Raw genomic sequence first — 20,145 nt, forward strand, 5'->3', positions numbered from 1 at the left:
CACGGCCTCCCGTGCGTGACCGCTGCTCGGCCGGTCAGCGCCCCGGCAGGGTGGCGAGCGACTGCGACCGCTGCTCGAGCAGCGCGGCGTAGGTGCCGTCGCGCTCGGCCCACCGCAGCGCCTGCGCGCGCTCGACGACGACCTCGTCCGGGGTCGGTGTCTGCGTGAGCAGCCCGACGACCTCGTCGAGGTAGGCATCGAGCGGCAGCGCGTTCGGGTTCACCTGCTCCTGCCCCGCGGTGGCGACCGCGGGCGGGACGAGCTCGGTGACGCCGACGCCCGTGCCGGCGAGCTGTGCGCGGAGCGCCTCGCTGTAGGCGTGGACCGCGGCCTTCGAGGCACCGTAGGACGCCATCAGCGGGAACGGCATGAACGCGATGCCGGAGGTCACGGTCATGAAGTCCCCGTGGCCCTGCGCGACGAGGTGCGGCGTGAACGCGTCGAGCACGCGGATCGTGCCGAGCAGGTTGACGTCGATCGTGGTCGCCGAGGACGCGAAGTGCGCCGGGTCGCGGAGGTCCTCGAGCAGCATCACGCCGGACATCGTCACGACGAGGTCGAGGTCGGGGTGCGCCGCCAGCACGGTGTCGCGGGCGCGGAGGACCGACTCCGGGTCGGTGACGTCGACGGAGACGGTCTCGAGGTCGTCGACCCGGCCGGTGTCGCGCCCGCCGACGACGACGGTGGAGCCGGCGTCGGCGAACCGGCGGGCGAGTCCGCGGCCGATGCCGGACGTGCCGCCGACGACGAGGACGGTGCGGTCGTGGATGTCCATGGTGGTGCTCTTCCCTGGTTCGTGGAGTGGGTGGTGGGGACGAGACGATGCTGCACGCGTCGCCCCGACCGCGGGAGGTCCCCCGTGGTCCAGGGGAGTGACAGGGCACCCCGCCGACCCGGGCCGCTCGGTAGCGTGAGCGGCATGGACGGACCCACGGCGAACCGGCTCGGCGAGTACCTGCTCGCACGGCGCGGTCTCGTCACGCCGGAGCAGGTCGGACTCGCCCCCGGTGGGAACCGGCGGGTCACGGGACTCCGGCGCGAGGAGGTGGCACTGCTCGCCGGGATCAGCCTCGACTACTACCTGCGACTCGAACGCGGGCGGGACAGCAACCCGTCGGCGCAGGTGCTCGAGTCCCTGGCACGGGTGCTGCAGCTCGACGACGTGGAGACCGAGTTCCTCCTCGGTCTCGGAGCGAGCCGCCCGTCGCCACGGCGTCGCCGCCCGGCCGAACGCGTGCCGGCACGGCTGCACCAGCTGCTCGACACGCTCGAGCTGCCCGCGTTCGTCGAGGGACGCCACTTCGACGTCCTGGCCGCCAACGCGATCGCCACGGCGTTCTCGCCGCGGCTGACCCCGGGGGAGAACCGGTTGCGGTCGCTGCTCCTCGACGCTGAAGAACGCGAGTTCCACGACGACTGGGAGACCGCGACGGCCGATGCGGTCGCGTCCTTCCGGCACACGGTCGGCGACGACGTCACCGACACCCGGGCGGTCGAGGTCGTCGGGGAGCTGTCGATGGCCAGTGCGCGGTTCCGGGCACTCTGGGCCCGGCAGGACGTCCGCCGTCTCGCCGGGAACTCGACCGTCGTCCACCACCCGTCGCTCGGGACCATGCGGATGCACCGCGAGAAGTTCCCGGTGGACGGGCTGCTGTTCGTCCTCTACCACCCGGACGCGGACGGCGAGAGCGCCGACAAGGTCCGCCTCCTGGCGGCGATGGCGTCGGGCCACGGCGGCGCCGGGGACGTCACCGACGGGTCCGCCGGAGGACGCGCGGTGCTCGGCGACCGGTCGTGACGGCGCGCGCCTGACGGACCGTGGCCGGTGTGCGCAACCGGGGGACAGCCTCCTGGGCGGTGCGGCGACCCCGCTGCGTACCGTGAGGGACATGACGGACCAGCAGATCGACCAGTACACGATGCAGGACCCGACGAAGCTCTACGCCGACAAGACGCCCGACGAGCAGTACCTCAAGGGTGCCGGCACGGACGCGGAGATGGCGCAGAACGTCCCGGCCGACCACGGCGAGGACACCTACCGCGGCTCGGGCCGACTCGAGGGCCGCAAGGCGCTCATCACCGGCGGTGACTCCGGCATCGGCGCCGCCGTCGCGATCGCCTACGCCCGCGAGGGTGCCGACGTGGCCATCGGCTACCTGCCCGAGGAGCAGGAGGACGCCGACCGCATCGTCTCGCTCATCGAGGCAGCCGGCCGCAAGGCCGTCGCGATCCCGGGTGACATCACGTCGCTCGAGTTCTGCGAGCAGCTCGTCGCGACCGCCGTGCAGGAGCTCGGTGGGCTCGACATCCTGGTGAACAACGCCGGCAAGCAGCAGAACGTCGACGACATCACGAAGATCTCGGACGACGAGTTCGACGAGACCTTCAAGACGAACGTCTACGGCACCTTCCGCATCACGAAGGCCGCCGTCCCGCACCTCAAACCGGGCTCGACAATCATCAACACGACCTCGATCCAGGCCTACGCGCCGTCGCCGCACCTGGTGCACTACGCGGCCACGAAGGCCACCGTGAACAACCTCGCGAAGGGCCTCGCCGCGCAGCTCGCGCCGAAGGGCATCCGCGTGAACGCCGTCGCACCGGGCCCGATCTGGACGCCGCTGCAGCCGGCCGGTGGGCAGCCGCCGGAGGCGCTGCCGTCCGCGGGTGAGCAGACCTACCTCGGCCGTTGGGGTCAGCCCGCCGAGCTCGCGCCGGCCTACGTGTTCCTGGCGAGCGGCGAGTCGTCGTACGTCGTCGGGGAGACGCTCCACGTCGACGGCGGCATGCCGACGCCGTAGCGGCTGCGCTCCGGCGGCCTGAGGCCTGCCGCAGCGGCTGTCGTCGGATGGTGCGGGGTTCCGCTCGCCGTGCTGGGTCAGGTGCCCGCACGGTGAGGGGAACCTCGCACCATCCGCGTTCCGGGCCAGCGGGCGCGGCGCGGGCGCGCGCGCCGGCGCGGCGCGCTCGTGCCGCGGCGCTCAGCGGGGCGTGCGGACCAGCAGCCAGATGAAGTACGGCGTGCCGATGACGGCGGTGAGGATCCCCGCGCCGAGCTGCGCCGGTGCGATGACGGTCCGCCCGACGACGTCGCCGACGCAGACGAGCACCGCCCCGAGCAGCACGGCCACCGGCACCACCGCGGCGTGCTTCCGACCGACGAGGACCCGGGCGGCGTGCGGTGCGACGAGTCCCACGAAGCCGATCGTCCCGACCGCGGCGATCGCCGTCGCGGTGAGCAGCACCGACACCGCGAGGAAGCCGGCCCGGGTGCGCGAGAGCCGGACGCCGAGCAGGCGCGGGGTGTCCTCGTCGAGGGAGACGAGGTCGAGTTCGCGGCGTCGGGCGACGACGACCGCGAGCGACACCACCAGGACGACGGCGACCGGCAGACAGTCCGTCCACGTGCGCCCGTAGGTCGAGCCGGAGAGCCACGTCAACGCCTTCGTGGCGTTGAACGGGTCGGTCAGGACGATCACCAGGCTGATCATCGCGGTGAGCCCGGACGAGACGCCGATGCCGACGAGCACGAGGCGGTCCTGGCGGAAGCCACCGCGGGCAGCGAGACCGAACACGATCGCGGCGGCGACGGCTGCGCCGAGGAACGCCCCGCCCGCCGTGGTCCAGGTCCCGACGACGGGCACCGCGGTCACGACGACGACGGCGCCGAGGCCCGCGCCGCTCGAGACCCCGAGGACGCCGGGGTCGGCCAACGGGTTCCGCGTGACGGCCTGCACGACCGTGCCGGCCAGCGCGAGGGCCGCTCCGGCGAGCAGTGCGGCCAGCACCCGTGGGACCCGGGTGTCGAGGATGAACGCGATGGCCTGGTTCGCCCGGCCGGTGAGCCAGTTCGTCACGTCGCCGAGGAGCAGCTTCGCGTCGCCGAGCAGCACCGACGCCACGACCACCCCGACCAGGACCACGACGAGCGAGCCGATCACCACGGGCACGGTCCAGCGACCCGGCGTGCGGGCACCCTCGAGCTGCCCGGACTGGCCGGCGTCGCGCGTGCGGAGGGCCATCACGACCAGGAACACCGCGCCGACGACGCTCGTCACGACACCGGTCGGCACCGCGGTCGCCGCGTCGCCGTGCACCACCGCCCGGAGCAGGACGTCGGACGCGAGCACGATGCCGGCGCCGACGAGCCCGGCGACCGGGAACGCCGCCCACGACCGGTGCAGGGTCGGGAAGCGTCGGGCGAGGGGCCGGACGAGCGCGGGGGCGGAGAGGCCGACGAAGCCGATCGGGCCGGCGATGGTGACGGCCGCCGCGGACAGCACCACGGCGAGCACGATCGCGACGACCCGGGTGCCGTGCACGGGGACGCCGAGGCCACGGGCGGTGTCGTCGCCGAGCGCCAGGGCGTCGACCCGGCGAGACACGACGACGAACCCGGCGACGCCGACCGCCAGGAACGGCAGCATCGGCACGAGGCCGCCGAAGCCGTTCTGCGCGATGCCGCCCTGGCTCCACGCGTACATCCCCTGCGTCTCCTGGGGGAACAGCAGGACCAGGGCGTTGGTCACCGCACCGAGGCCGAGGGCGAGGGCCGACCCGGCGAGCACCAGCCGGACGGTCCCGCTGCCGAGGCCCGAGAGCGCGAGCACGACCGCCGCGGCACCGAGACCGCCGAGGAACGCGAGGCCCGACTGCGCCAGGACCCCGAACCCGATGCCGGAGACGGACCCCAGCCCGAGCGCGAGGTAGGCACCGGCGTTGACGGCCAGCGTGTCCGGCGACGCGAGCACGTTCCGGGTGACGGCCTGCATCGCGGCGCCGGCGACGCCGAGGGCCACCCCGACCAGGAGCCCGGCGACCATCCGCGGCAGGCGTGAGGCGACGACCACCGAGGCGTCCGCGCGGTCGGCGTTGCCCGTGACGGCCTTCCACAGCGCACCGGCCCCGACGTCCGCCGTGCCCTGCGTGACGTCGATCGCGGCGAGGAGCGCGACCACGACGAGTCCACCGAGCAGGAGCGCGACGCCGAGGGAGACGCGTCGCGTCCGAGCACGTGCCGGACGACCGGCGCGGACCGGCGCCGCGGTGTCGACCACCCGCTACTTCGTGATCGCGGCGACGGCGGCGTCGACGTACGCCTCCATCGAACCGGGGCCGCCGAACATCCAGATGCCGTCGTCCAGACGGTGGACGGCGCCTCGCTCGACGAACGGCAGCGACTTCCACACGTCGTTCGACGCCAGGGTCTCCGCGAAGACGTCGTCGCCGTCCACGTCGTTGCCGATGTACAGGAACGTGGTGTCGTCGGGCAGTGCGGTGAGGCCCTCGACGTCGGTCGAGCCGAGGCCGTACGCCGGGTCGCCGGTGATCGTCCACGCGTTCTCGAGGCCGAGGGCGGTGTTCACGGCGCCGATCGCCGAGGTCTTCGTGTACGGGCGGATCGTCACCTGGTTCGAGAGCACGTACGCGTCGGCGAAGGCCACCTTCGTCCCGGCCTTGCCCGCGTCGTCGAGCTCCTGCTTCGCGTCCGCGAGCTTCGACTCGAAGCCCTTCCACACCGTCGTCGCCTTCGCGGTGGTGCCGGTCGCCGTCGCGATGAGGTCGAGCGTCTTCCGCATGTTCGCGAGCTGGTCGGTGCCCTCGGCGGACTCCACCACGAGGGTCGGCGCGATCTTCCGCAGCTGCGTGATGACCGAGGACTTGAGCGAGGTCGTCGCCACGATGAGGTCGGGTGCGATCGAGGCGATGGTGTCCGTGCTCGGCTCACCGCGCGTGCCGATGTCCTTCGGGTCGCCCGTGAGCGGCACGGCGGAGTCCCACGCCGAGTAGCCCTTGACGTCGGCCACACCGGCCGGTGCGACACCGAGGGTCTCGAGGTCCTCGACCACGTTCCACTCGGTCCCCACGACCTTCTCCGCGGGGCCGTCGAGCGTCACCTTCGTGCCCGTGGCGTCGGTGACGGTGATCCTCGACGCCGAGGAGGTGGTGTCGGTCGCCGACTGGGTCGTGCCGCAGGCGGTCAGGCCGACCGCGAGGGTGACGGCGACGGCGGTGGCGGTGAGGAGGCGCTTCATGAGCTGCTGTGGAGCCTTTCGGTGCGGGTGTGGTGTCGGCCGACGGCGCGGGTGCGCAGGCGTCCGGTGGAGGGGTCGTGGTCGACGTCGATCCGGATGCCGTACACGGCCGAGAGCCCGTCGGAGGTGAAGACCTCGGTGGGGGTGCCGTCCGCGACGACGACCCCGGCCTCGAGCAGGACGACGCGGTCGGCGACGGCTGCGGCCTGGTCGAGGTCGTGCAGGACCACGCCGACGGCGATGTGCCGTTCGTCGGCCAGGTCGCGGACCAGGTCGAGGAGCTCCACCTGGTAGCGGAGGTCGAGGTAGGTGGTCGGCTCGTCGAGCAGCAGCACGCCGGTCTCCTGCGCCAGGCAGCTCGCCAGCCAGACACGCTGCAGCTGCCCACCGGAGAGCTGGTCGACGTGCCGGTCGGCGAGGTCGCGCAGGCCGGTGACGTCGAGGGCGTGCTCGACGACCGCCGCGCCGTCAGGGTCGGACCCGCCGAAGCGTGAGCGGTACGGGTGGCGGCCGAACGCGACCACGTCGCGGATGCGGAGGCCCCCGGGGGTCGGTCGGCCCTGGGTGAGGAGTGCGACGCGCTGGGCGAAGGCCTTCGGCGAGAGCGCGAGGCCGTCGACGGGCGCCTCGGTCGTCCCGTCGTGCAGGGCCACCGAGCCGCTCCGTGCTGCCTGCAGGCGTGCGATCGTCCGCAGCAGCGTGGACTTCCCCGAACCGTTCGGTCCGACGAGGGCCGTCACGCGGCCGGCGACGAGCTCCAGCGACGCCCCGTGCACGACCGGGTCACCCTGGTAGGCCACGGTGACGGCATCAGCTCGGAGATCGACCACGCAGTAAGGGTAGCCTAACCTTCCTGCCGTCCCGCAAGCGGGGTCCGACGGTGCGTGACCGGCTCAGCCCGAGACGCCGCAGCTCCTCGCCATGGCCTCGAGCAGTTCGCGGGCCGACATCGCGGCGGCCAGCTCGATCTCGACGGGGTTGATCCCGAACGCCCGCTCGAGTTCCCGGCGGCGTGCCTGGTCGGCGACGGGCACCTCGGGCCGCTGTGGCAGCACGGCGATCGCGTGTGCGGCGGCGTCGAACGCGCCGTGCGGCCGGCCGAGCTGCTCCCACATGGTGCGGACGTCGTGCGCGACCTGGTGGGTGTCGCCGCCGAACTCGAAGCCGGCGGACGCCATGGTGGCCAGTCCCTGGGCGATGGGGTCGTTCGGGGTCATGGCGGCATGGTCACACAACCGGCCGGGGACCCGCCAGGACCGCGACGGGGGCGTGTACGGCACTGTCCCCCTTCCGCACGCCCCCCGGACCGGGGATGCTGCTCGGCGCCGGAACGCGGTTGACTTGCCGAGCCGCCCGTCCTGGGACGGCCATGCGGACAGGACGTCCGCGGATCGGACACGCGCCACGACGACGTCGGCTCGGCGTCCCGGATCGACGGAGGGCACGATGCTCGAAGACACCAGCGCGGACACCGCGGCAGCAGCCGCCGCGGCCGCGACCCTGCACCTGCGGATCACGATCGTGGGTGCCACCGTCGACCTGCTCCGGGACGTGCCCTTCCACGAGGCCCGTCCCGAGGACGTGGCCGACCGGCTCGCGATCAGCGTGTACGAGCTGCACCAGCACTTCCCGTCGTGGGACGGCCTGGTCCTCGCCGCGCTCGACCGCTGGAACGGCACGCGGATGGACGACGTCACCCAGGACGTCGGACGGAACGGCACGACCGTCGAGCTCCTCCGCGCCATCGTCGCCTCGAACGCCGAGGACCCGGCACTCATGCGCCTGCTCGTGGCGCTGCTCTCGGTCGCCGGCAACCCCGCGCACCCGATGTCGACGTACCTCCGCTCCCGCTACCAGCTCTTCTTCCTGCAGATCAAGCGCGGGCTGGAGCACGACATCGCCGTCGGGCGTGCACCGCACACGATGGACCCGCGCCGCGGGGCGGAACAGCTCATCGCGCTGTACGAGGGGCTGCAGCTGCAGGCCCTGCTGCGCGCCGACCTCGACCTGGTGCCGGCGTTCGATCGCTCGGTGGCACGGCTCGAGCGCGGGTGGATGGAGCGGTACGAGCCCCAGGCCGCCCGCCGCCTGTCGACCTGGGCCGACGACGGCTGGGACATCTGACCCGAGGCCACTGGCCGCGGCACGTGTCACTGGCCGGAGGACGCGCTGCTGGCAGCGTGACGAGGGTGCGCCGGGTACGACGGGACCTCCAACGGAAGGAGCCGTCATGGCAGCACCGAACCCGATCCAGGTCCAGAAGTTCCTGAGCGGTATCGACTACCCGGCGTCGAAGGACGACATCGTCACGACGGCCGAGAAGGAGGGCGCGGACGACAACGTCCTCGACGCCCTCAAGCAGATCCCGGACCAGGAGTACGACGGCCCGACGGCGGTGTCGAAGGCCGTGTCCGAGACGGACTGACGCCGAGCGTCACCCCACGGCCGGTCCTCCGCCGGTCCCGTCGTCCGCTGTCAGGGCGTCCGGGACCCCCGGGGGACCGTCCCGTTCCCGGGGTCGTAGCCCGTGTCCCGGAGCACCCGGATCGCCGTGGTGTCGCTGTGCACCGACTGCACGTGCACCCGCCGCGACCGCCGCAGTGCCCGCCGTGCGCCCGGCGTGGCGAAGAGCGACCCGAGCACGAGGCCGGCGCCGATGCCGAGCGCGACGGACACCGCCGCGACGAAGTCGAGCGCGGCGCTCGACGTGCCGGACATGAAGTTCAGCAGGGCGTTGGACACGGCGACACCAGGCAGCAGTGCCCCGCAGAACGCCGGCACGGAGATCGCGGAGACGGCCGTCCGCATCCGGACCGCGGCGTACGTCGACAGCACGCCGAGCAGGACCGCGGCCACGAAGGTCGCTCCGAGCAGCGGCAGCCCGAGCTGGCGGAGCCCCCACAGCGCGGCGGCCGCCGCCACCGAGAAGACCACGGCGACCGGGATCACCCGCGCGCTCGCCTGCTGCACGAAGCAGTTCGCCGCGGCCGACACGACGGTCAGCGACAGTGACGCCCACAGCGGCAGGGTCTGCGTGACGATGCCCGACGGATCCACCTCGAGTTGCAGCCACTTCGTCATCGCGATCCCCGCAGGCACCCCCACGACGATCGCGGCGATGACCAGCCCGATGTAGAACGCGCGGGCGACGGCCATCGCCCGGAAGCCGGAGATCGCGTCCTGCGCCCAGGTCACGAGCGACACGTGCGGCAGCAGGAGCACCACGAGCGCCGCGACCATCGTGGCGGCACCCGTCGGCTGCAGGACCCCGGCGCCGATCGCGAGCGTGCCGATCACCGACGCGACCGCGCCCTGCGCCCCGGACACGAAGAACTGCGGGTAGCCCCGGCCTGTCAGCCACCGCCCGGAGACGATGATGCCGAGCATCAGGACGAACGCCCCCACGCCGGCGCGCCAGCCACCACCGGCCTGCATCGCGATCGAGGTCCCGAGGATCGACAGCCCCACGTCCGCGATCCACGTGGGCCACCGGGAGGGCATCCGCAGCACGGCGACGAGCGCGCTCACGGCCGAGGTCATGTCGCGCTCGTCGTGGATGACGTCGTCCACGATCTGGTTCGCCCACGCCAGCCGGTTCAGGTCGGAGCCGTCGGAGCGCACGGTGCGCATCTTGACGAGCACCGGGCCGTCGGACGGTGCGTACTGGATCGTCACGGAGCTGCCGGTGAAGTCGAGCTCCAGCGGCGCGAGGTTCCACTTCGTCGCGACGGCGACCAGCGCGATCTCGACGCTCCTGGTGTCGGCGCCGGACGCCAGCATCACCTCGGCGACGTCGAGGCAGAAGTCGACGATCTGCACGGCCGTGTACTGCGCTGCGGCCTGGCGGTCCGGTTCGACGTGCTCGTAGATCGAGCCACGGAGCCGGGCACGGATGTCGCGGAGGTCGTGCTGCGCGACGCTCCTGGCACGGGGGCGGTGCGGAGGACGCGGAGGGCGGCCCGTCCGGGGAGCAGGGTGGAGCGGGTCGGGCATCACGCCATTGTGCCTGGCCGACGGACGCGAGTCCGCACGTCCGCTGGACGCGCAGCGGTGTCCGGTCGCGTCAGCGTCGCCGGCGGACGCTGAGTCGGCCGGCCGCGAAGGCGGCGACGACCGCGCCGAGGACGGCGATGGCCACCCCGATCACGACCTGCCAGTTGGTCGGCGGGAGGATCGCGGCGTGGGCCAGGGGTGCGTAGGCGAACCACCCGGTCTGCGGCCGGCGGCCGGTGACGGCCACGACGGTCCCGACGACCGCGGTCACCAGGCCGAGCCACAGTACGACGAGTGTCCAGGTCTGCCGCGGTCCGCTCACGGACAGGAGCGTAGCCGCCGGGACCGGCCCGTGACGGACGGGAGGCCCGGTGCCGGCTGGCACCGAGCCTCCCGTCTGCAGGGGTGGTGACGACTACTGCTCGAGCGTCGCGTTCAGCGTGATCTCGACGCCGGTGAGGGCCTTGCTGACGGGGCAGGTCGCCTTGGCGTCCTGCGCTGCCTTCTGGAAGGTGGCCTCGTCGACCCCGGAGATCTCGCCGTTGACCGTCAGGACGATCCCGGTGAGCTTGAACCCGCCGGCGCTGTCCGGGCCGAGCGAGACGTCGGCCTTGACGTCGAGGGCCTCGACGGTGCCGCCGACCTCGCCGAGGACGGCCGAGAACTGCATCGCGAAGCAGGCGGAGTGCGCTGCGGCGATGAGCTCCTCGGGGCTGGTGGTGCCGTCGGCGTCCTCGGCGGCGCGCTTCGGGAAGGAGACGTCGTAGGTGCCGACCTTGGAGCTGGAGAGTTCGACCTGGCCGGAGCCGTCGTTCAGTCCGCCGTTCCAGGCGGTGCGAGCGGTGCGCGTGGGCATGCCAGTCCTTTCGTCGTGGGGGAGGGACCGAACGGACCCGCCAGAGCCGAGTCAATCGGAGAACGCACGTTCTCGCAACCCGCTCTCGGTGAAGACGCAGACTCCGTTCGTGGTGCGCGCCGTCGGTGTGGCGTGCTCGACAGCACGTGTCGCCCACGAGGGACAGCCCCCGCCCTGGGGGCTGTACCTCGGGCGTCGAGCTTGCGACCATCGTTCGGCGGCTCTCAGGGTGGGTCGCGTTCGGCTCGCACTCGGCGGGTCGTCGACAGGGGACACATGCGCAGCAGCACCACCACGACCAGGACCACCATCCGGACCAGGCTCGCGGCGATCACCGTGGCCACGGCCGTCGTGATGGCGGGCATCGTCGGACTCGCGGCTCCGGCCAGCGCCACGACGTACAAGGACACCATCAAGGCCGGCAGCACGCTGCAGGTCAACGACAGCATCACCTCGCGCAACGGGCAGTTCCGCCTGGTGATGCAGGGCGACGGCAACCTGGTCGAGTACGGCATCGGGAACCGCGTGCTGTGGGCGTCGAACACGGCGAACCAGCCCGGCGCGGTCGCGGTCGTGCAGAAGGACGGCCTGCTCTCCATCGTGCGCAGTGGACGCCTGATCGCGCAGTGGGGGTCCGGCAGCGGGGTCACGAAGGACTTCGGCGTCCGCCCCGACGGCGAGCTCCGGATGCGGAACACCTCGATGGGGATGATCTGGCGGATTGCGACGTACCAGGGACCGCATCCTGCCGGGCACGGTCATCGCGCCCGGAACCGTCCTCCGTGCCGGAGCCGGTCGCCAGCAGACGCTGACGATGCAGGCCGACGGCAACCTGGTGCAGTACGTCAACGGTGCGGCCGTCTGGTCCTCGCAGACCTTCGGTCGGCCGGGTGCGTACGCGGCGCTGCAGCCCGACGGCAACCTCGTGGTCTACGCGGCCGACGGTCGCTCGGCGCTCTGGTCGTCACGCACGTCCGGCAAGGGTGCCGGCCAGCTCATGGTCCAGGTGGACTCGAACGTGGTGCTCTACGGCGGGTCCGACACCCGCACCTGGTCGACGCGAGCGGTCACCGGCCTGCTCTGGCCGGTCAACGGCACGGCGATCAGCGGCAAGTACGGCGACGACCGCGGCGCCGGCCACACCCCGCGCTACCACCAGGGGACCGACGCGCCCGTGAAGGTGGGCACCCCGGTGTACTCCTCCGGCAAGGGCACCGTGACGACCGTCGTCCGTGGGAACGCGAGCTACGGCAACTACATCATCGTCACCTACGGGCTGACCACCGTCCTCACGGCGCACCTCAGCGAGATCGAGGTGACGAAGGGGCAGGTCGTGTCCGTCGGCAAGGAGATCGGCAAGTCCGGCAACACCGGGCAGTCGACGGGCCCGCACGTGCACGTCGAGACCCGTGTGAACGGCACGCTCAAGGACCCGCTGGGGATCCTGCACTTCCGGTGACGACCGCGCTGGCCCGGTCCGACGACCTGGCCGCGTAGCCGACGCGGCTCTGCCGGACCTGCGACGCCATCGTGGCCGCTGCGGCGTCCACGTCCCCGGCGTCGATCGCGGACAGCATCCGTCGGTGCTCGGGTCAGAGCCGGGTGCCCCGCAGGTCACGCACGGCGAGCAGGGGGTCACCGGGGGCGGCCGGGAGGCCCGGCCCGCGTCCGTCGGTCGTCGTCCGGTCGGTCATCGGTGCGTCAGCGTCCCGTGGCATGTCCCTGGGCTCCTCTCGGGTTGGCGGCGGCGCCGAGGACGCCGGTGGCGGGGTCCCGCGTCACGCAGGACAGGCGGCCGAGCGACCAGTCACCGGCGCGGGTGACGACGTGACCGAGTGCCTCGAGGCCGGCGATCACCTCGTCGCCGAGGCGGTCCTCGACCACCAGCCCGCCGGGCGTCCACGTGCGCGGCCAGAACGAGCCCGGGAACGACGTCGTGTGCAGCGCGGGGGCGTCGATGGCCTGCTGCGGGCTGTACCCGCCGACGATCGTGCGGAGCAGGAACAGCAGCTGCCACTGGTCCTGCTGGTCGCCACCCGGGGAGCCGAGCGCCATGACGGGTGCGCCGTCGCGGAGCACCAGGGTCGGCGTGAGGGTCGTCCGCGGACGCTGGCCGGGGCGCAGCGTCGACGCGGTGCCCTCCTCGAGCCAGACCATCTGCAGGCGGGTGCCGAGGCAGAAGCCGAGCTCCGGGACCGTCGGCGAGGACTGCAGCCAGCCGCCGGACGGGGTGGCACTGACGATGTTGCCCCAGCGGTCGACGACGTCGATGTGGACCGTGTCGCCGCGCGTCTCGCCCGTCTCCATCACGGTCGGCTCGCCGCGGTCCTCGGTCAGGGGGTCGTCCTCCGCGGGTGCCGCGACCGCGGTCCCACGTGCGCCGGGCACGGTCGGCTCACCGACACCGGCGACGGGTTCGCCCCTCGGTGTGTACGTCTCGCGGACCGGCGGGAGCGCCCCGGCGGCGACGGACACCGACCCCGGACGGAGCTCGTGCGAGGCGCGCTCGCCGATGAGGGCACGGCGCTCGTCCGAGTACGTGTCGGAGAGCAGCTCGGCCATCGGGACGTCGCCGTCGCCGTAGTACGCCTCGCGGTCGGCGATGGCGAGCTTCTGCGCCTCGACGATCGTGTGCGCACCGGCGACGGTGGACGGGTCGAGCAGGGCGTCGTCGAGCGGGTCGAGCAGCCGCAGCGTCTGGAGCAGCGCCGGCCCCTGTCCCCACGGTCCGGTCTTCGCGATCGTGCAGCCGCGGAACTCGGCCGTCGTCGCCGGTTCGTACGAGGCCCGGAACGCGGCGAGGTCGTCGGCCCGGATGACGCCGGCGTGGTCGGTGCCCGAGGCGTGACGGTGTGGGGTCCGCACGAAGCGGTCGATCGCCTCGGCCACGAACCCGGTCGACCACGCGGCCCGGGCGGGGTCGATGCGGCGGACGCGGCCGTCGTCGTGAGCGGCGTCGTCATGACCGGTGCCGGCGTCGACGAGGCGGTCGAGGACGCTCGCCCACGTCTCGTTCCGGACGACGTCCCCGGCGACCGGCAACGAGCCTCCCGGCATCCACCGGTCGGCGGAGGACGGCCAGTGGTCGCGGAACAGGCTCTGCACCGTCGCGATCGTCGCGGCCACGCGCGGCGCGATCGGGTGGCCGTCGCGGGCATAGCCAGCGGCCGGCGCGAGGACATCGGCGAGTTCCCACGTGCCGTGGTCACGGAGCAGCAGGAGCCAGGCGTCGACGGCGCCCGGGACGGCCGCGGCGAGTGCCCCGGCGCCGGGGACCAGGTCGAGGCCCTCGGCGCGGAAGTGCTCCGGGGTCGCGCCGGCGGGTGCCGGACCCTGACCGGACAGGACGGTCGGTGTCGGGTCGTCCGCGGTCGCGAAGACCGCCGTCATGTCGCCCCCTGGTCCGTTCAGGTGCGGTTCCACGACGTGCAGGACGAACGCGCCGGCGACGGCGGCGTCGAAGGCGTTGCCGCCGCGTTCGAGGACGGACTGCGCGGTGGCGGTCGCGATCCAGTGCGTCGAGGCGGCCATGCCGAACGTGCCCAGCAGGTCCGGCCGGGTCGTGTCGGCGCTCGGTGCGACGAACGCGGGGTTGTGGCTCATGACGCTGCTTTCCGGTGCTCGGGAGCGGGGCTCCTTGCATACAACCACGGCCGGTCGTCGCACCCGCGTGCACGGCATCGCACTGTGGACGGTCGGCGCTCTCCACAGCTTGCCGGTCGAGCGGCTCGCGGGTCAGTCGGGGTCCGAGCATGGCGGGATGCCCTGCCTCCCGCCATCACGGCCGCGTCCGAACGCGGTCGTGTACGTCGACGGGTTCAACCTGTTCCGTCGGGCGTTGCAGGGCCATGACGACCGCAAGTGGCTCGACCTCGAACAGCTCTGCCGACGACTGCTCCCGACGTTCGACGTGCGGCAGATCCGGTACTTCACGGCGCGGGTGCGCCACGTCGAGGGGAAGGACCCGCGAGCCCCGCAGAACCAGGAGGCCTACCTCCGGGCACTCGGCACCCTCCAGACGGTGTCGTTGCACTTCGGCACGTTCCGCGCGGACAAGCGCTGGATGGCCGTGTCGCCGCTCGAGTTCGACGAGGCGGGCGAGCCTCGACGTGTCCGCGTGCGCAAGATCGAGGAGAAGGGGACGGACGTGAGCCTGGCGGCGCACATGGTCTGCGATGCGATGGACGGCATCGCCGACGTGTACTTCCTGCTGTCGAACGACTCGGACTTCGTGGACGCGCTGCGGCTCGTCCGGGAGCGGGCTGGTGCGGAGATCGGGCTCATCGTCCCGACGAGCGCTCCGGCGGCTCGGAGCCTGCTCGACCTCCGACCGGAGCACGTCCGTCACATCCGACCTGGTGTGGTCGTCGCCAGCCAGTTCCCGCGGCGTCTGGCTGACGGCGCCGGCGGGTTCTCATGTCCGGCGAAGTGGAGACGTACAGAAGCCCCTCTCCGAGGAGAGGGGCTTCGCGCCGGTTAGCCACCAGGGCACCCCGGGGGGTGGTTCGACGGTAGCGCATCGAGCGGGACCGGTCAACTGACATGTCAGTTGCCGATCAAGGCCTTATGGGCCCCGTTAGACGTACAGGACCCCTTCTTCGCGAAGAAGGGGTCCGATCACCACCGCGCGCCTGTGGTTCAACGGCAAGAAGCAGAAGTACCTCGGGCTGTTCGACGACGACAAGGTCGAGACCAAGCACGCGATCGAGTCACTGGACGGCATCGACGAGCACGCGGAGGCGGTCCGCGGCGCGGTCGCCCGCTACGTCGCCTGAGGTGAAGCCGGCGCACCGGCGACGACCGTAAGCTCGACGCGATGACCTCCCGTGCCACTGCCGAGGACGTCCTGGTCGCCTTCGCGCGGACCGAGGGGGACGTCGCCGCAGCCCGACGCGTCGCCCGGCGGTTCTCCGACCTCGACGAGGGCGAACGCTCGGCGCTGCTCTGGAGCGAGGACCCGGGCGGGCGGCTGCTCGCGGTCGTGCTGCTCGTGCAGGCGATGCGGGTGCGGCCGGACCCGGAGCTGACGGACGAGTACCTGGCGGCGGCGCGGGCGGAACGGCTCGACCGCGCGGACCTGGTCGACATCGCCGCCGAGGAGCTCGTGGGCGCGCCGTTGGTCGGCGGGTCGACCGGGCCGCTGTTCGCGCTCGTGAAGTCCGACGTTGCCTGGGTCCGGCGGATCGCGGTCGTGGCGACCCTGGCGTTCGTCAAGCAGGGCGACGCCGAGGTGCCGCTCGCGATCGCGGGACGGGTCGTCCGGGAACGTGGCGAGACCGTGCAGAGCGCCCTCGGCTGGGTGCTCCGCGAAGTGGGGAAGCGCGCGTCAGAGCCGGCGCTCGTGGCGTTCCTCGAGCAGCAGGGACGTTCCCTGACCCGGGGCGCCCTGGAGACGGCGACCGAGCACCTGCCGCCGCCCACCCGCGACCGGCTGCGCGAGGGCCGCGCGAGCTGAGCCGTCGAGTCGGACCGCCGGGCGGGGTGCTCCCCGACCTACGAGGACTGGCCCTCGGCGAGGATCGTCGTCAGCGTCACGATGCGGCCGTCACGGACCTCGATCACGTCGACGCCGCGCGCCACCGGGTCGCCGACGGGACCGAACCCCCACGACAGCGCACCGTGCGTGGCCGAGACGTAGCGGCGTCCCTCCTCCGCGAACTGGAACGCGCCGGGCGTCGGGTCGAGGAGCCCGGCGGCCTTGGCCTCGAGGGCGTCCCACCCCGTGACGGACCCCTCGGGGTCGATGAAGGCGACGTCGGGCGCGTAGGTGCGCTCGATGGCGGCCCGGCGGGCAGCGACGTCCCGGTTGCCGAAGACGTCGTGCAGGTTCGCGGTGAGGAGCTCAGCGGTGGTCGACATGCTCGGAGCCTAGGCGCAGGCGGTGTCCACGAGGAGGATGAGGGCATGCAGCACACCGACGTGCCCGACGTGCCCGACGTGCCAGACCGACCGACGATCGACGCCGCCCTCGTCGAGCGCCTCGTCGCGGAGCAGTTCCCCGCCTGGTCGGGTCTGCCCGTCCACGAGGTCGACGTGCAGGGCTGGGACAACCGCACGTACCGGCTCGGCGACGAGCTGAGCGTCCGCCTGCCGAGCGCCGCCGCGTACGTGCCGGCGGTGGAGAAGGAGCAGCGGGTGCTGCCGTACCTCGCGCCGCTGCTCGACGTCGCGGTGCCCGAACCGGTCGCGGTCGGTGGTCCTGGCGGCGGCTACCCGTTCCCGTGGTCCGTCCGGCGGTGGCTCGCGGGGACCGTCGCCGCGCAGGTGGACGTCGACCGGTCCGCGCTCGCGGCGGACGTCGGGCAGGCGCTCCGACAGCTCCGCGCGGTGCCGCCCGGAGACGGTCCGGCGCCGGGTCCGCACTCCTTCGACCGTGGAGCGCACCCGTCCGTGTACGCGGACGAGGTCGAGCGCGCCCTCACGGCCCTCGGCGACGCGGTCGACCAGCGGGCGTGCCGCCAGGTCTGGGAAGCGGCGTGCGCCTCGACCTGGCAGGGACCCGGCGTCTGGTTCCACGGCGACGTCGCGGCGACGAACCTGCTGGTCGACGGCGGCGGCCGGCTGTCCGCACTCATCGACTTCGGCACGTGCGGCGTCGGTGACCCCGCCTGCGACCTGGTGCTCGCCTGGACGTTCCTCGACCACACGGGCCGCCGGGTGTTCCGCGACGCCGTCCGACTCGACACCGACACGTGGGCGCGCGGCCGCGGGTGGTCGCTCTGGAAGGCACTGGTCATGCTGGCCGGCAGCGCCGGCCCGGGGGACACCGCGACGTGGCAGGCGGTGCTGGCCGCCACGCTCGCCGACCCGGTCGTCTGACTCCCGGACTGGCGCGGCCCGCACAGCAGTGATGCGCCAGCGGTACGCGGGCCGCGCCGACCGAGCCTGCGAGGGAGGGGTGGCGGCGCCGCCCGCGAGCCGGCAGTCCGGAACGGGGCTGGGAGGGCACCACGGGACGGGCGCGTACCCAGGAGGGGGACGTCAGCCGTGCCTCCCACTCGGCTCGACCCCCGCGACGAGAGGAGCGCTCATGCGCGCACTGACCTGGCAGGGCACCGAGAAGGTGTCCGTCGAGACCGTTCCCGACCCGACCATCCAGGAGCCGACCGACGCGATCGTGCGGATCACCTCCACGGCGATCTGCGGCTCCGACCTGCACCTGTACCGCGTGCTCGGCCCGTACATCGACAAGGGCGACGTCCTGGGCCACGAGCCGATGGGCATCGTCGAGGAGGTCGGCTCCGCCGTCACGAACCTCAAGGTCGGCGACCGCGTCGTCGTCCCCTTCAACATCTCCTGCGGGCACTGCTACATGTGCCAGCGCGGACTGCAGTCCCAGTGCGAGACCACCCAGGTCACGGAGTACGGCAGCGGCGCGGCCCTGTTCGGCTACACGAAGATGTACGGCCAGGTCCCCGGTGGCCAGGCCGAGTACCTCCGCGTGCCGCACGCCGACTACGGCCCCATCGTGATCCCGGACGACGGCACCCCCGACGACCGCTGGCTCTTCATGAGCGACATCCTGCCGACTGCCTGGCAGGCCGTGCAGTACGCCGACGTGCCCGAGGGCGGCACGCTCGCGGTGCTCGGCCTCGGCCCGGTCGGGCAGTTCGCCGCCCGCATCGGCAAGCACCTCGGCTACCGCGTGCTCGCCGTCGAGCCGGAGCAGGTCCGTCGTGACCTCGCGGCGAAGTACGGCATCGAGACCTTCGACATGTCGAAGGACCTGGTCTCCGAGCTCGTCGACCTGACCGACGGCCGCGGCCCCGACGCCGTCGTCGACAGCGTCGGCATGGAGGCGCACGGCAACCCCGTCGCCGGGTTCGCCCAGCGCGCCGCCGGCCTGCTGCCCGACAAGCTCGCGCAGAAGGCCATCGAGACCGCCGGTGTCGACCGGCTCGACGCCGTGCACACCGCGATCGACCTGGTCCGCCGCGGCGGCACCGTCTCGCTGAGCGGCGTCTACGGCGGCATGGCGGACCCGATGCCGATGATGACGCTGTTCGACAAGCAGATCACCATCCGCGAGGGCCAGTGCAACGTGAAGCGCTGGATCGACGACATCATGCCGCTCGTCTCCGACCCGTCGGACCCGCTCGGCACGCTCGACCTGACGTCGCACCGCGTGTCGCTCGAGGACGCCCCGCACATGTACGAGGTCTTCCAGAAGAAGCAGGACAACTGCGTGAAGGTCGTCCTCGACCCCGCCATGGCCGCGGCGTGACCCGCGTCGTCGTCGTCGGTGCGACGGGCAACGTCGGGACAGCCGTGCTCCGTCGCCTGTCGGCGGAGTCGGACGTCCAGGTCGTCGGGGTCGCCCGACGCCTGCCCGACGTGCACACCGCACCGTACGGCGACGCCGTCTGGCACGCCGTGGACGTCGGGGCCCCGGACGCGGTCGACCAGCTGGTCGCCGTGTTCCGGGGCGCTGACGCCGTCGTCAACCTGGCGTGGGCGGTGCAGCCCACGCACGACATCCCCGCGCAGCACCGGACGAACGTCGTGGGCACGGCGAACGTGCTCGAGGCCGTCGTCCGCGCCGAGGTGCCGCAGGTCGTCGTGGCGTCCTCGGTCGGTGCGTACCGCGGTGTCGACGTCGAGGGCAAGCGCCACCGCGTCGACGAGACCTTCCCGACCGACGGCATCCCCACCGCCACGTACGCCATCCACAAGGCGGAGAACGAGCGGGCGATGGACGCCTTCGCCCTCGCGCACCCCGAGGTGGTCCTCACCCGGCTGCGCCCCGGACTGATCTTCCAGCGGGCGGCCGCCGCCGAGATCCGCGGCCTGTTCCTCGGCCACCTGGTCCCGATGCGGGCCGTCCGGTGGATCCAGTGGGCCGTGCTGCCCCTGCCGTACCCGTTCGTGTTCCAGGCCGTGCACGCGGACGACGTCGCCGACGCCTACTGGCGCACGATCGACCGTCGAGCGGGCGGTGCGTTCAACATCGCCGCCGAGCCGGTGCTCACGCCGCCCCGCATCGCGCGGGTCCTGCGGATGCGCGGTGCCGTCCGCATCCCGCTCGGCCTGCTCCGCGGCATCGTCACCTTGACCTGGCGCCTGCGGCTCCAGCCGACGGATGCCGGGTGGATCGACATCGCCGCGTCGGTGCCGGTCATGTCGACCGAGCGTGCGCGCACGGAACTCGGGTGGGAGGCCCGCCACACCGCCACGGACGCGCTCCGTGACCTGGTGGCCGGGTTCGCGACCGAGACGAACGTCCCGGGATCGGCGCCCCTCAGCGGGTAGCGCCGTGGCGGC

21 protein-coding genes are annotated in these 20,145 nt (G+C 72.8%); 10 read left to right on the forward strand and 11 right to left on the reverse strand.

Annotation, left to right across the window (positions count from 1 at the left end):
- Positions 1–34 precede the first annotated feature (34 nt).
- Positions 35–775, reverse strand: a complete 741-nt coding sequence (locus tag OVA28_RS05500; protein WP_268096084.1) for an SDR family oxidoreductase — start codon at positions 773–775, stop codon at positions 35–37.
- A 144-nt stretch (positions 776–919) separates the two neighbouring features.
- On the opposite strand from OVA28_RS05500, the gene OVA28_RS05505 reads away from it, so the two are divergent.
- Positions 920–1,798: a helix-turn-helix domain-containing protein gene (locus tag OVA28_RS05505; protein WP_268096085.1), complete on the forward strand. Its 879-nt coding sequence runs from the start codon at positions 920–922 to the stop codon at positions 1,796–1,798.
- Positions 1,799–1,889: 91 nt separating this feature from the next.
- Positions 1,890–2,801 (forward strand): SDR family oxidoreductase, encoded by a 912-nt coding sequence (locus tag OVA28_RS05510; protein WP_194659823.1) that lies wholly within the window; start codon positions 1,890–1,892, stop codon positions 2,799–2,801.
- A 180-nt stretch (positions 2,802–2,981) separates the two neighbouring features.
- Here the strand turns inward: OVA28_RS05510 and OVA28_RS05515 are convergent, their stop codons facing one another.
- The 4 genes from OVA28_RS05515 to OVA28_RS05530 all read right to left on the reverse strand — a co-directional run bounded on the left by OVA28_RS05515 (position 2,982) and on the right by OVA28_RS05530 (position 7,252).
- A complete protein-coding gene (locus OVA28_RS05515; RefSeq protein ID WP_268096086.1) occupies positions 2,982–5,057 on the reverse strand; it encodes an iron ABC transporter permease in 2,076 nt (691 codons plus the stop codon).
- A 3-nt stretch (positions 5,058–5,060) separates the two neighbouring features.
- The gene (locus OVA28_RS05520; RefSeq protein ID WP_268096087.1) at positions 5,061–6,035 is read right to left on the reverse strand and encodes an ABC transporter substrate-binding protein; all 975 of its coding nucleotides are present in this window, start codon (positions 6,033–6,035) and stop codon (positions 5,061–5,063) included.
- A complete protein-coding gene (locus OVA28_RS05525) occupies positions 6,032–6,865 on the reverse strand; it encodes an ABC transporter ATP-binding protein (RefSeq protein ID WP_194659826.1) in 834 nt (277 codons plus the stop codon). Before OVA28_RS05525 ends, OVA28_RS05520 begins: the two co-directional genes overlap by 4 nt.
- A gap of 63 nt (positions 6,866–6,928) precedes the next feature.
- Positions 6,929–7,252 carry a hypothetical protein gene (locus OVA28_RS05530; protein WP_268096088.1) on the reverse strand — a complete coding sequence of 108 codons (324 nt, stop codon included), beginning with the start codon at positions 7,250–7,252 and terminating at the stop codon, positions 6,929–6,931.
- 229 nt (positions 7,253–7,481) lie between these two features.
- Between OVA28_RS05530 and OVA28_RS05535 the strand changes: the two genes are divergently transcribed.
- Positions 7,482–8,159 (forward strand): hypothetical protein, encoded by a 678-nt coding sequence (locus OVA28_RS05535; protein ID WP_194659827.1) that lies wholly within the window; start codon positions 7,482–7,484, stop codon positions 8,157–8,159.
- 106 nt (positions 8,160–8,265) lie between these two features.
- Positions 8,266–8,460: a DUF2795 domain-containing protein gene (locus OVA28_RS05540; RefSeq protein WP_071279063.1), complete on the forward strand. Its 195-nt coding sequence runs from the start codon at positions 8,266–8,268 to the stop codon at positions 8,458–8,460.
- Positions 8,461–8,510: 50 nt separating this feature from the next.
- Here the strand turns inward: OVA28_RS05540 and OVA28_RS05545 are convergent, their stop codons facing one another.
- From OVA28_RS05545 to OVA28_RS05560, 4 genes are all read right to left on the reverse strand, one after another.
- Positions 8,511–10,028 carry a threonine/serine ThrE exporter family protein gene (locus tag OVA28_RS05545; RefSeq protein WP_268096089.1) on the reverse strand — a complete coding sequence of 506 codons (1,518 nt, stop codon included), beginning with the start codon at positions 10,026–10,028 and terminating at the stop codon, positions 8,511–8,513.
- 70 nt (positions 10,029–10,098) lie between these two features.
- Positions 10,099–10,350, reverse strand: coding sequence for a hypothetical protein (locus OVA28_RS05550; RefSeq protein WP_268096091.1), 252 nt, complete (start codon positions 10,348–10,350; stop codon positions 10,099–10,101).
- A 93-nt stretch (positions 10,351–10,443) separates the two neighbouring features.
- Positions 10,444–10,884 carry an OsmC family peroxiredoxin gene (locus OVA28_RS05555; RefSeq protein ID WP_268096092.1) on the reverse strand — a complete coding sequence of 147 codons (441 nt, stop codon included), beginning with the start codon at positions 10,882–10,884 and terminating at the stop codon, positions 10,444–10,446.
- Between the two features lie 224 nt (positions 10,885–11,108).
- Positions 11,109–11,483, reverse strand: coding sequence for a hypothetical protein (locus tag OVA28_RS05560; protein ID WP_268096093.1), 375 nt, complete (start codon positions 11,481–11,483; stop codon positions 11,109–11,111).
- Positions 11,484–11,605: 122 nt separating this feature from the next.
- Here OVA28_RS05560 and OVA28_RS05565 point away from each other — a divergent pair, with 122 nt between their 5' ends.
- Positions 11,606–12,343, forward strand: a complete 738-nt coding sequence (locus OVA28_RS05565) for a M23 family metallopeptidase (RefSeq protein WP_268096094.1) — start codon at positions 11,606–11,608, stop codon at positions 12,341–12,343.
- A 242-nt stretch (positions 12,344–12,585) separates the two neighbouring features.
- On the opposite strand, the gene OVA28_RS05570 is transcribed toward OVA28_RS05565, so the two are convergent.
- Complete coding sequence (locus OVA28_RS05570) at positions 12,586–14,487, reverse strand: gamma-glutamyltransferase family protein (protein ID WP_442780764.1); 1,902 nt, start codon at positions 14,485–14,487, stop codon at positions 12,586–12,588.
- Between the two features lie 199 nt (positions 14,488–14,686).
- Between OVA28_RS05570 and OVA28_RS05575 the strand changes: the two genes are divergently transcribed.
- Complete coding sequence (locus OVA28_RS05575) at positions 14,687–15,364, forward strand: NYN domain-containing protein (RefSeq protein ID WP_268096096.1); 678 nt, start codon at positions 14,687–14,689, stop codon at positions 15,362–15,364.
- 336 nt (positions 15,365–15,700) lie between these two features.
- Positions 15,701–16,339: a DNA alkylation repair protein gene (locus tag OVA28_RS05585; RefSeq protein ID WP_268096097.1), complete on the forward strand. Its 639-nt coding sequence runs from the start codon at positions 15,701–15,703 to the stop codon at positions 16,337–16,339.
- Between the two features lie 38 nt (positions 16,340–16,377).
- Here the strand turns inward: OVA28_RS05585 and OVA28_RS05590 are convergent, their stop codons facing one another.
- Positions 16,378–16,743: a nuclear transport factor 2 family protein gene (locus OVA28_RS05590; RefSeq protein WP_268096098.1), complete on the reverse strand. Its 366-nt coding sequence runs from the start codon at positions 16,741–16,743 to the stop codon at positions 16,378–16,380.
- 45 nt (positions 16,744–16,788) lie between these two features.
- Here OVA28_RS05590 and OVA28_RS05595 point away from each other — a divergent pair, with 45 nt between their 5' ends.
- From OVA28_RS05595 to OVA28_RS05605, 3 genes are all read left to right on the forward strand, one after another.
- Positions 16,789–17,703, forward strand: coding sequence for an aminoglycoside phosphotransferase family protein (locus OVA28_RS05595; protein WP_268096099.1), 915 nt, complete (start codon positions 16,789–16,791; stop codon positions 17,701–17,703).
- A 211-nt stretch (positions 17,704–17,914) separates the two neighbouring features.
- Positions 17,915–19,108 carry a zinc-dependent alcohol dehydrogenase gene (locus tag OVA28_RS05600; RefSeq protein ID WP_268096100.1) on the forward strand — a complete coding sequence of 398 codons (1,194 nt, stop codon included), beginning with the start codon at positions 17,915–17,917 and terminating at the stop codon, positions 19,106–19,108.
- Positions 19,105–20,133 (forward strand): NAD-dependent epimerase/dehydratase family protein, encoded by a 1,029-nt coding sequence (locus OVA28_RS05605; RefSeq protein WP_268096101.1) that lies wholly within the window; start codon positions 19,105–19,107, stop codon positions 20,131–20,133. Before OVA28_RS05600 ends, OVA28_RS05605 begins: the two co-directional genes overlap by 4 nt.
- Positions 20,134–20,145: the final 12 nt, after the last annotated feature.

Source organism: Curtobacterium sp. SL109 (assembly GCF_026672405.1).
GTDB lineage: Bacteria > Actinomycetota > Actinomycetes > Actinomycetales > Microbacteriaceae > Curtobacterium.

What these genes read in the sequence shown, in the direction of transcription:
- OVA28_RS05555 (WP_268096092.1), bottom strand. Translation starts at nt 10,884, where the DNA reads ATGCCCACGCGCACCGCTCGCACCGCCTGGAACGGCGGACTGAACGAC.
- OVA28_RS05535 (WP_194659827.1), top strand. Translation starts at nt 7,482, where the DNA reads ATGCTCGAAGACACCAGCGCGGACACCGCGGCAGCAGCCGCCGCGGCC.
- OVA28_RS05595 (WP_268096099.1), top strand. Translation starts at nt 16,789, where the DNA reads ATGCAGCACACCGACGTGCCCGACGTGCCCGACGTGCCAGACCGACCG.
- OVA28_RS05600 (WP_268096100.1), top strand. Translation starts at nt 17,915, where the DNA reads ATGCGCGCACTGACCTGGCAGGGCACCGAGAAGGTGTCCGTCGAGACC.
- OVA28_RS05540 (WP_071279063.1), top strand. Translation starts at nt 8,266, where the DNA reads ATGGCAGCACCGAACCCGATCCAGGTCCAGAAGTTCCTGAGCGGTATC.
- OVA28_RS05545 (WP_268096089.1), bottom strand. Translation starts at nt 10,028, where the DNA reads ATGCCCGACCCGCTCCACCCTGCTCCCCGGACGGGCCGCCCTCCGCGT.
- OVA28_RS05530 (WP_268096088.1), bottom strand. Translation starts at nt 7,252, where the DNA reads ATGACCCCGAACGACCCCATCGCCCAGGGACTGGCCACCATGGCGTCC.
- OVA28_RS05510 (WP_194659823.1), top strand. Translation starts at nt 1,890, where the DNA reads ATGACGGACCAGCAGATCGACCAGTACACGATGCAGGACCCGACGAAG.
- OVA28_RS05590 (WP_268096098.1), bottom strand. Translation starts at nt 16,743, where the DNA reads ATGTCGACCACCGCTGAGCTCCTCACCGCGAACCTGCACGACGTCTTC.
- OVA28_RS05560 (WP_268096093.1), bottom strand. Translation starts at nt 11,483, where the DNA reads ATGGAGAGCAGGCCGTCCTTCTGCACGACCGCGACCGCGCCGGGCTGG.
- OVA28_RS05570 (WP_442780764.1), bottom strand. Translation starts at nt 14,487, where the DNA reads ATGAGCCACAACCCCGCGTTCGTCGCACCGAGCGCCGACACGACCCGG.
- OVA28_RS05500 (WP_268096084.1), bottom strand. Translation starts at nt 775, where the DNA reads ATGGACATCCACGACCGCACCGTCCTCGTCGTCGGCGGCACGTCCGGC.
- OVA28_RS05585 (WP_268096097.1), top strand. Translation starts at nt 15,701, where the DNA reads ATGACCTCCCGTGCCACTGCCGAGGACGTCCTGGTCGCCTTCGCGCGG.
- OVA28_RS05520 (WP_268096087.1), bottom strand. Translation starts at nt 6,035, where the DNA reads ATGAAGCGCCTCCTCACCGCCACCGCCGTCGCCGTCACCCTCGCGGTC.
- OVA28_RS05505 (WP_268096085.1), top strand. Translation starts at nt 920, where the DNA reads ATGGACGGACCCACGGCGAACCGGCTCGGCGAGTACCTGCTCGCACGG.